This window comes from Pseudomonas sp. K5002, from assembly GCF_013386655.1.
Classification (GTDB): Bacteria; Pseudomonadota; Gammaproteobacteria; order Pseudomonadales; family Pseudomonadaceae; genus Aquipseudomonas.
Map to the genome: position 1 here is coordinate 1 of NZ_JACARK010000465.1, position 8,564 is coordinate 8,564.

Annotated in this window: 9 protein-coding genes and 4 tRNA genes; 5 read left to right on the plus strand and 8 right to left on the minus strand. The window is 60.4% G+C overall.

Annotated elements, in window-relative coordinates:
* The coding region (locus tag HX846_RS20530) for a methyl-accepting chemotaxis protein (protein ID WP_256739845.1) at positions 1-411 on the plus strand (411 nt) is incomplete at its 5' end.
* A 36-nt stretch (positions 412-447) separates the two neighbouring features.
* Here HX846_RS20530 and HX846_RS20535 read toward each other — a convergent pair.
* Both HX846_RS20535 and HX846_RS20540 read right to left on the minus strand, forming a co-directional pair.
* Complete coding sequence (locus HX846_RS20535; protein ID WP_178965994.1) at positions 448-1,260, minus strand: alpha/beta fold hydrolase; 813 nt, start codon at positions 1,258-1,260, stop codon at positions 448-450.
* Positions 1,261-1,381: 121 nt separating this feature from the next.
* Positions 1,382-2,152 carry a hypothetical protein gene (locus HX846_RS20540; protein ID WP_008431268.1) on the minus strand — a complete coding sequence of 257 codons (771 nt, stop codon included), beginning with the start codon at positions 2,150-2,152 and terminating at the stop codon, positions 1,382-1,384.
* Positions 2,153-2,510: 358 nt separating this feature from the next.
* Between HX846_RS20540 and HX846_RS20545 the strand changes: the two genes are divergently transcribed.
* The 4 genes from HX846_RS20545 (at position 2,511) to HX846_RS20560 (ending at position 2,924) form a co-directional block, all read left to right on the plus strand.
* Positions 2,511-2,586, plus strand: a tRNA-Glu gene (locus tag HX846_RS20545).
* Between the two features lie 3 nt (positions 2,587-2,589).
* Positions 2,590-2,665: transfer RNA gene (locus tag HX846_RS20550), tRNA-Gly, on the plus strand.
* Positions 2,666-2,769: 104 nt separating this feature from the next.
* Positions 2,770-2,845, plus strand: a tRNA-Glu gene (locus tag HX846_RS20555).
* A 3-nt stretch (positions 2,846-2,848) separates the two neighbouring features.
* Positions 2,849-2,924: transfer RNA gene (locus tag HX846_RS20560), tRNA-Gly, on the plus strand.
* Between the two features lie 99 nt (positions 2,925-3,023).
* Here the strand turns inward: HX846_RS20560 and HX846_RS20565 are convergent.
* The 6 genes from HX846_RS20565 to HX846_RS20590 form a co-directional block, all read right to left on the minus strand.
* Positions 3,024-3,569, minus strand: coding sequence for a hypothetical protein (locus HX846_RS20565; RefSeq protein WP_102606451.1), 546 nt, complete (start codon positions 3,567-3,569; stop codon positions 3,024-3,026).
* Positions 3,566-3,892 (minus strand): hypothetical protein, encoded by a 327-nt coding sequence (locus HX846_RS20570; protein ID WP_102369638.1) that lies wholly within the window; start codon positions 3,890-3,892, stop codon positions 3,566-3,568. Before HX846_RS20570 ends, HX846_RS20565 begins: the two co-directional genes overlap by 4 nt.
* A 117-nt stretch (positions 3,893-4,009) precedes the next feature.
* Positions 4,010-5,227: a phospholipase D-like domain-containing protein gene (locus HX846_RS20575; RefSeq protein ID WP_178965995.1), complete on the minus strand. Its 1,218-nt coding sequence runs from the start codon at positions 5,225-5,227 to the stop codon at positions 4,010-4,012.
* A 57-nt stretch (positions 5,228-5,284) separates the two neighbouring features.
* Positions 5,285-5,932, minus strand: coding sequence for a MotA/TolQ/ExbB proton channel family protein (locus HX846_RS20580; RefSeq protein ID WP_003217203.1), 648 nt, complete (start codon positions 5,930-5,932; stop codon positions 5,285-5,287).
* A 17-nt stretch (positions 5,933-5,949) separates the two neighbouring features.
* The gene (locus HX846_RS20585; protein WP_008431274.1) at positions 5,950-8,232 is read right to left on the minus strand and encodes a TonB-dependent receptor; all 2,283 of its coding nucleotides are present in this window, start codon (positions 8,230-8,232) and stop codon (positions 5,950-5,952) included.
* Between the two features lie 24 nt (positions 8,233-8,256).
* On the minus strand, positions 8,257-8,564 hold a 308-nt coding region (locus tag HX846_RS20590; RefSeq protein WP_178965996.1), incomplete at its 5' end, for an energy transducer TonB.

Consider the following 8,564-nt stretch of genomic DNA (forward strand, 5'->3'; position numbering starts at 1 on the left):
TTTGCCGTGGTGGCCGACGAGGTGCGGGCGCTGGCCAAGCGCACCCAGCAATCGACCGAGGAAATCGAACGGTTGGTGAGTACCTTGCGCAGCGCTGCGCAGGCTTCGGTGCAGCAGATCAGGCAGAGCGGCGAACTGGTCAAGCTGGCGGTCAGTGATGCCCTGGAAACCGAAAGCGCCCTGGGCAGCATCGCGGCGGCGGTGTCGTTGATCCAGCAGATGAACCAGCAGATTGCCGCAGCGGCCGAAGAGCAAAGCTCGGTGGCCGAGGAAATCAACCGCAGCGTCACCAGCATCCGTGCGAGTGCCGATCAATCGGCGTTGAGCATGCAGGGCAATGCAGCGTCGAGCATCGAGCTGGCGCAGTTGGGTACGGAGCTTAAGGGGATGGTCGGGCACTTCCGCCTTTGATCACCGTAGGCCTGCGGTGATCAAAGGGCAGGGCGGTCAGGCGTTGTTGGCCAGGAAGGTCAGCAGCGCTTCGTTGACGAAATCGGGGTTTTCCCGGCTGGAGATATGCCCGGCGTGCGGAATCAACGTCAGCGCGCAGCCGATCAAGGTCGCCATTTCCTCTGATTCGGCCGGTGGGCGTGGCTTGTCCTGCTCGCCACACATCACCAGGGTGGTGTCGGTGTCGAGGCGCGCCAGTTGTTCCAGCACATCCGCGCGGCTGAAGATAATCCGGCCCAGGGGCACGATGCTGTGCACCAGGCGCTCCTTGGGGAAGGCCTGCAGTGCGTTGCGGAAATCCTGGTACAAGGCCGACTCCCGGTCGATACCGGGACGGAAGAAGATCGGCGCCACCACATCCAGCAGCGGTTCCGGAATGGCGCCGGCATCTTCGATCATCTTGAACAGCGAAAAGTAGTATTGGCGAGTGGCTTCCGGCTCGGCGCCCAGGTGCGTGTCCATCAGCACCAGGCTGTTGACCCGCTCGGGAGCCAGCAGCGCCAGGCGTGCGCCCCACATGCCGCCGACCGACAAGCCCACGAGGTTGACCTGGGCAATGTCCAGGTGATCCAGCAGCGCCAGGTGCTGGCGTGCGAGGTCGTCCAGGGATGCAGTGTTTGCAGGCAGTGCGCCGGACTCGCCGTGGCCCCAAAGCTCGGGGACGATCACCCGGTACTGTTGCGACAGGGCTTCGATCTGCGGCGCCCACATCTGACTGTCCCACAGGTAGCTGGAACCGAGGAGAACGGCCGGGCCGGTGCCCTGGTCGAGGTAGTGCAGCGGTTGTCCATCGATGAGCACGACAGGCATGGCGAAGCCCTTTTCGTTAACGGAGTGAGGGGCCTTTTTTACGCTATTCGAGGGGAAGGGGATAGGTGCAGAGTGATGGCATGTGGCGAGCGGGTTTGCCGCCCACCACAATGGCAGGGGATCAGTCGTAGATGGCTTTCTTCTTCCAGTCGGCGTCCGCATCCACCACTTTCAAGCCTTCGGTCAATTCGTTGACCTCGTCTTCAGCCGGTTCAAGGTTGGACAGCACCATGGAGTTGGCGCGCGCCAGCTGTTTCTCGAGCAATTGCAGCTGCTGGCTGTACACCACCGGCTCCGGTTGCTTGCGCAGGTACTGCACGCCGCGTTCGAACGCCAGGCGAGCCTGGCCCGGCTGGCCTTGTTGCAGTGCGTGCTGGCCCAGGTTGTTGAAGAACTCGATGTGCAGCAGCACCAGGATATGGCGGATTTCCTTGATCCAGTGCTTGGCTTCATTGGTCGGCAGGAAACCGTCCTGGGCCGCTCGGGTCACCTGGCCATGCAGTGCTTCGAGCAGGAAACGTACATCCTTGGCCTTGGCTTCGGTCTGGATCGGGCCTGGCGGGTTGTTCACCGGAATCGATTCGCCCTGGGCCACCAGTGCGTTGAGTTCAGTGATGCGTGCCTTGAGCGACGCATTGGACTTGTCGAGGTTCAGCAGGCGCTGATTGACGTTGAGCTCCAGGCGGGTCAGCAGCAACTTGAGTCGCGGCGTCATCAACTGGCCAGGGAAGGTCTCGGTGATTTCGCCGCAGCGGCGCAGCCGGTCATTGAGTTCGATCCGGGTCCGGTTCTTTTCCAGCTTATTGTTTTCCACCACGTGGTTCATGTAGCCAATGGCGATCAGTATTACGATCCCGGCTATTACCAGCAGGGTGATCATGAGTGGTGTCACCGGTGTGACCTCTTTATGGGGTTTGCATTGAAGTGTAGTGACTGGTGCAATGACCGGATAGGACTGAGCGACCAGTTGCGTCAGTAGTTTCTTCTATATAGCGGGGCAGTCCCTGCGTAGATGCACATTGCCATCATTTGCTGTGGCGAACTATAGCGCCTTGTGGAACGCCAGAATATAGGCGCCAAAGCCTGGACGGCGAGAAACCCTTGCAACCCCCGTAAACCACGGCGAAGTCATTGATTTAAATAAATTTATCCTTGGGGGTTGACGACCTCCCAATCCATCCATAGAATGCGCGCCACTTACAGCGTAAAGCACACAGCGAAACGCGGTAGGGAGTGAATGTTGTACGTGTGTCCCCTTCGTCTAGTGGCCTAGGACACCGCCCTTTCACGGCGGTAACAGGGGTTCGAGTCCCCTAGGGGACGCCATATGCGGGAATAGCTCAGTTGGTAGAGCACGACCTTGCCAAGGTCGGGGTCGCGAGTTCGAGTCTCGTTTCCCGCTCCAAATTTAAGCAGTGTTGCCCTCGGGCGGCACTGAGTGAAACCAGGGCGTAATCTTCGGATTTAATCTCTGGGCACTGAAATACACACCATGTGTTTCAGTAGCGTGTCCCCTTCGTCTAGTGGCCTAGGACACCGCCCTTTCACGGCGGTAACAGGGGTTCGAGTCCCCTAGGGGACGCCATTTGCGGGAATAGCTCAGTTGGTAGAGCACGACCTTGCCAAGGTCGGGGTCGCGAGTTCGAGTCTCGTTTCCCGCTCCATATTTAACGAAAACGCCGATCAGCAATGATCGGCGTTTTTGTTTGTGGGTTTTTTGTGAGCCGGAGTGCAATGCCTCGGCCCACGTTGCGTTTGTACCGCTAGAAATTATCCATCGCATGGCACATCGATAGCCTTCCCGATGGCGTCGGTTCAATCGGACTCCATCGTTCGGCACCTTTCGGCAGCTCAGCAAGCTCGAATGAGCAACTCCCGGACATTGATGCTCGCACCATGTAGTCCATGCCGGGCTTGGGGATAAAGGTCATGGTGTTGAAACATTGCCGGCCATATTGCGGCAACCCAAGGTAATGAAAGGCAATGGGCGTGTTCGCCGGAATCACCTGTTCGGACGACACCGCACCGTCCCAGGTGTAAATCGGCCCCGGCATCCCCAGGCTTGCGCCATTGCGGTCGGCGAAGCCGGATTTGGCGGACACCATCACGCCTGCTCCGGGAACATTCCAGTCCAGACAATCGCGCCCGGGCACTGCGCGCACCATGCCGTCGCTGATAATGCGCAAGCGCGCCGTCTCGGCAGACGGTGGCGCTGTATAGGCGGTGTTGAGGGAGCGGACGTTATATACCTGGCCACAGCCGCTGAGGAGCAACAGGAACAGGGCGGGAATGACACGTAAAGTGCTCATGGCTGGCGGCAGTTCTGGCTGACCGACAGATGCGGCGCGGGCTCAAGCTTGACCATCTGCAAGCCATTAGCACCCTGGAAGATAAAATATTTGTTGCGACAATCCTTAAACGTCTCCGAGTAACCTTCAGCCCGGAATGCTTCCCCGTCGATCTCCCTGGTCACCGTATTGTTGCGGCTGACCACGGCGAGCACCTGCTCATAGCTCTCGCCCATCTTCACCCCGGGCTCACCGGTGGTGGTCATCGAATTGGCGCAGCCGCCAAGCCCGATGGCCGCCCAAACCAGCGCGGCACCGTACAGTCCATTGCGTGTGTTGTTCATCCCTGCTCTCCCTCCATGAGTTATGCAGGGTTGGTCAGCGCAAAGGCGAAAAAGTGCAACCTGGATATCTGGCAATGTGATATTGCCCGCAAAGCCATGCCATTTGCGGGCAACAGCTTAAGGTTTGCCCGGATGCGGCTGCGGGTACTCACTCGTCACTTCCAGTGCCTTGGCATACGGCCCGTCCCACAGTTGCTCGTGTAAATCTCCCACGCGCTTGGCCATCGCCTCACTGCGCATCACCACTTCCAGGTTGCGCGAGTTATCGAAATAACCCCCCAGCCAGTTACTGGTGCCCACCCACGCCACTTGCCCGTCGATTTCCATGGTCTTGCTGTGGATCACCCGCGCATAAGGAATGAATCCTTGCCTGGCCTCGGGCAGCGTGACGATCTTGACCTCGACATTCGGCAGCACCGCCAGGCTTTTCAGGTACGGCAATTCCAGCGCTTCGGTGTTCCAGTTGGATACCATCAACTTGATCGAGACCCCGCGCGCTGCCGCTGCACGCACTGCATTGTCGATCATCGCGTAGTAAGGCCGGGTTCTGTCAGGTCCATAGGACAGCGGCGCGTAGTCCAGCAGTTGTACGCGCACTTCCTTTTTCGCCTCGCCCAGCAGACGTGGCAGTTCCAGCTGCGAATCACCCACACCCGGCGGGTTGTAGCGCTGGGGGCTGGCTACCAGGTAGTTGCCGGTGCGTGCCGGTGTGGCGCCTGTGGCGGGCAGGGCAACAGGCTGGTTGCCGGCCAACGCAGCCTGAGCCTGCCAGTCCTGTTCAAAAATGGCCTGGGTCTGGGCGACGACATTTGCATCACTGATCAACAGCCCGGTTTCGTGGATATGCTCCAGCGAACGCCAGTCGAAGTTCTGGCTGCCGATAAACGCCTGCTTGCCATCCACAACCATATACTTGGCGTGGATGATCCCGCCACTCAGCTTGCCATAGGGCACGATGCGGAAGGTCAGGTTGGGAATGGCTTTCAGGCGCTCCAGGGTCGAGGCTTCCGACAGCCGCACGCCTTTTTCTTCCAGCAGGAAGCGAATTTTCACCCCGCGTTTGCCGGCGGCTTCCAGGTGTTCAATCACCTTGTCCATCACCGAGCCAGGATGGTCGGCCGCGTAGAACTGGCCGATGTCGATGCGGCTTTTCGCGCCGTCGAACAGCTGGATCCACACGGGGCCGGGCTGGCGCAGATCGGCGGTGCCAAGTTGGGTGTCCACTGGCACGGTGTGTACCAACTCAAATCCCGGAATTGAAAAGTCCGCCTGGGCAAGCGGACTGAGGAGCAGGCCTGCAAGGCCGGCGATACGTAATTTCAGCGATATGGACATAGGCGTCTCATCGGGCAAAAAAAAGGGCGGGCGCATGATGCGCCCGCCCCGGGAAGGTCACGCAGTGCGGGTGTGCAGCGGGGTCGGTACCAGGTGCGGCACTTCACCCTGCACGCGGGCACCGGTTGCCGCGCGGATCAGCAGGATTTTCAGCTGGTCGTTGATACGCTCCAGGCTGTCCTGGAAGAAGTTGTGGAACACCACGCAGAACAGCGCGATGGCGATACCCAAACCCGTGGCGAACAGGGCCGTACCGATACCACCGGAAATCTGGCCCGGGTCGGACACACCGGCACTGGCCAGCGCCTTGAAGGTGTCGATGATGCCGAGGATGGTCCCCAGCAGGCCGAGCAGCGGCGCGGCGGTGGTGATGGTTTCGATGATCCACAGGCTGCGCGACAGCGGCGCGCGGGTCTTGAGGTACTGGGTTTCGATCTCGTCGTCCAGGTCCTTGCGCGAACCATGGGACGCCTTCTGCGCCAGGATCGGCAGCACCATGCTCAGCGGCAGGCTGTCACGGCGAGTCAGGTTTTCCGGCAGGTCGCGTTCGCTGTGCACATTGGCGCCCAGCACTTCGGTCAATGCACGGGCCTGGCGGCGCACGTAGGCGAAGTAAATGCCACGTTCGATGGTGATGAAGATTGCAATCGCCAGTGCGGCGTACATCACATAAAAGGTGATTTGGTGAAGCAGGTTCATGTCCATGATGCTGAGCCTCGCAGTTAGAAATTGGCTTCCAGGGAAACGGTGACGGTGCGGTCAAGCCCAACGATGTAGGCCGGGTCGCCATCGCGGAAACCGCTGTAGCTCGCCGAGTTGGTCTTGGTGGTGTACACGCCGTCCAGGTACTTCTTGTCGAACAGGTTGTCGACGTTCAGGCGCAGGGTTGCGTCCTTGACGACTTTCTTGTCCACCGGCAGGTAGATACCGGCGCCGAGGTTGAAGATGGTGCGGGCGGAGATGGCTTCGTCGTTGGTCAGGTCGCCATAGAGCTTGCTGGTGAACTTGCCGCCGAAGGTGCCGTAGAAGCGCCCGTCGTCATAGCCGATGTTGGCCGCCAGCATGTTGGTCGGCACGTTGGCGAACTGCTTGCCGCTGGTGGGCAGCACGATCGGCTTGCCGGCGCTGTAGACGGTCAGGTCGTCCTGCTGCTTGGAGCTGGTGTAGGTGTAGGAGGTGTAGTAGTTGAAGTTGTGCGGCAGCTTGCCGCTCCACTCCAGTTCCAGGCCTTTGTTGATGACGGTGCCGGCGTTGATGTCGGCGGAATCACCGTTGCTGTCCAGGGAGGTGAGCTGGCGATTCTTGAACTGCATGTAGAACAGGGTCGCGGCGAGGGTGCTGTCTTCGCCGGTGTAGCGCCAGCCCAGTTCCTGGTTCCAGCTGAGTTCCGGCTTGGAGTCGAGGGAGCCGACGCCTTTGTCGTACAGCACGTAGTTCTGTGGAATACGCATGTTGCGCGACAGGCTGTAGAACAACTGGTCACGCTCGTCGAGCTGGTATTTCAGGCCGGCGTTGGGCAGCAGTTTGTTGTAGGTCTGGCTGGCCTTGCCGGGTTGCTCGGTGAGGCTGCCGTGGTTGGTGCCGTCACGCTCGACGTTCATGTAGGCAATGCCCGCGATCAACGTCCAGTCCGAGTTGATGTACCAGGTGTCCTGGGTCCAGACCTTTTGCGCCGGCGTCACGGTGTAGCGGTCGCGACCCTGTACGGTGTTGCCGTTGGCGTCGACCACGGAGTTGCCGTCGGGCCAGGTATCGCTTGGCTTGCCGTTGTTCTTGAGGGCAATGAACGGTTGGGTCTGGCTTTGGCGGGCGCGTTCATACCAGTAGCCGAATTGCAGGCTGTGGTCGCCCAGGTCCCAGTTCAGCTTGGTGGTGATGCCCGGGCGCCAGGTCTGGGTGCGCGAAGGGCGGTAGTAGACGCCGGTGGTCGCGGAACCGTCGGCGTTGTATTGAGCCTGTGTCGGCAGGTTGCCGAGGTCGAAAACGCCGCCCTTGTTCGAGCCACTGTTCAGCGCATAGGCCGAGGAGCCCACGCCGCTGCCGTTGCCGTAGTAGTAATACGGGATCACCGAGAGGGACAGGTTGTCGCTCAGCTTGTACTGGGTGTTGAGCACGGCGGTAAAGGTCTGGAACGGGTTCTGCGCCAGGTCGTAGTAGCTGCTGACCTTGCCGTTGGCGCCCACCGCCGGTGTCGCCGGGTACGGGTCGTACTTGCGGCCGTACTGCTGGAACTGTGCCTTGGTCAACTGGCTGTAACTGTTGTTGTCCTGCTCGTGGTACTTGAGGATCAGGTTGGCGGTGTTGCCGTTGCCGGCGTCGAAGAAGCTGTTCCACTCCACCTTGTCCGCACGTACGGCACCCGAGCCGCGCCACATCTGGCCTTCGGTGTGAGAAGCCGACAGCCAGTTGCTCAGGCCGTTGACTTCACCGGTATTGAGGCGGGCGAAGGTCTTGCGGGTGGCGTTGCTGCCGACCACTTGCTTGACGAAGGCACCGGTTTCCTTGGTGGGGCGAATGGTCACGATGCCGATGTTGCCGCCGCTGGAACCGATGTGCGGGCCGTCGGCTTCCGACGAGCCCTGGGTGACGAAAATCTGGTCGATGTTTTCCGGGTCGCCCAACAGGTTGGAGTACAACGCGTAGTTGCCGGAGTCGTTGATCGGCATGCCGTCCACCGACATACCGACCTGGTCGGAGTTCATGCCGCGCATGGTGAAGCGGAAACCCGAGAGGCCGGTGTTGTCTTCACTGGAGATGTTCAGGCCCGGGGTGTACTTGAGCTTGTCGATGGCGTTGCCGGTGGCCGTCTGTTTGTCCAACGCTTCCTTGGTGATGGTCGAGCGGCCCTTGGCGCTCTCTTCCTGGACCATGTAACCGCCCCCAGCGGTTGCCTTGCCCTGTACCCCAATAGTCCCGACGTCACTGTCGCTGGTATCTGCCATGACCACTCCATGGGTCATGCTCGTCGCGGCAACGAGTGCCAGATGAATCCGGGTGAACTTCATCACTGTCGTCCTGGTGGTGTGTGCTTATTGCACGCTGTAGTTGAAGGTGGCGGTGAAGCGCTGCTCGTTACGTCCACCGAAGGCTTGTTCGGGGAACGGTTTCACCTGCTTGATACGGCGCAGGCTGTTGGTGGCGGCCCGGTTGAGCAGCATGCTCGGCGCCGGGGTCTGGATCCCGGAGTCGAGGACGCGGCCTTGGCGGTCCACCATTAACCAGACCACCACCTCGCCACTCGGGCGTTCAAGGGACGCCTGGCGCCCGGTGGGGTATTGCTTGTAGGTGTCCAACTCGTTGCGCAAGCCCTTGAGGTAGCCGCCTTCCAGTGCCTGGC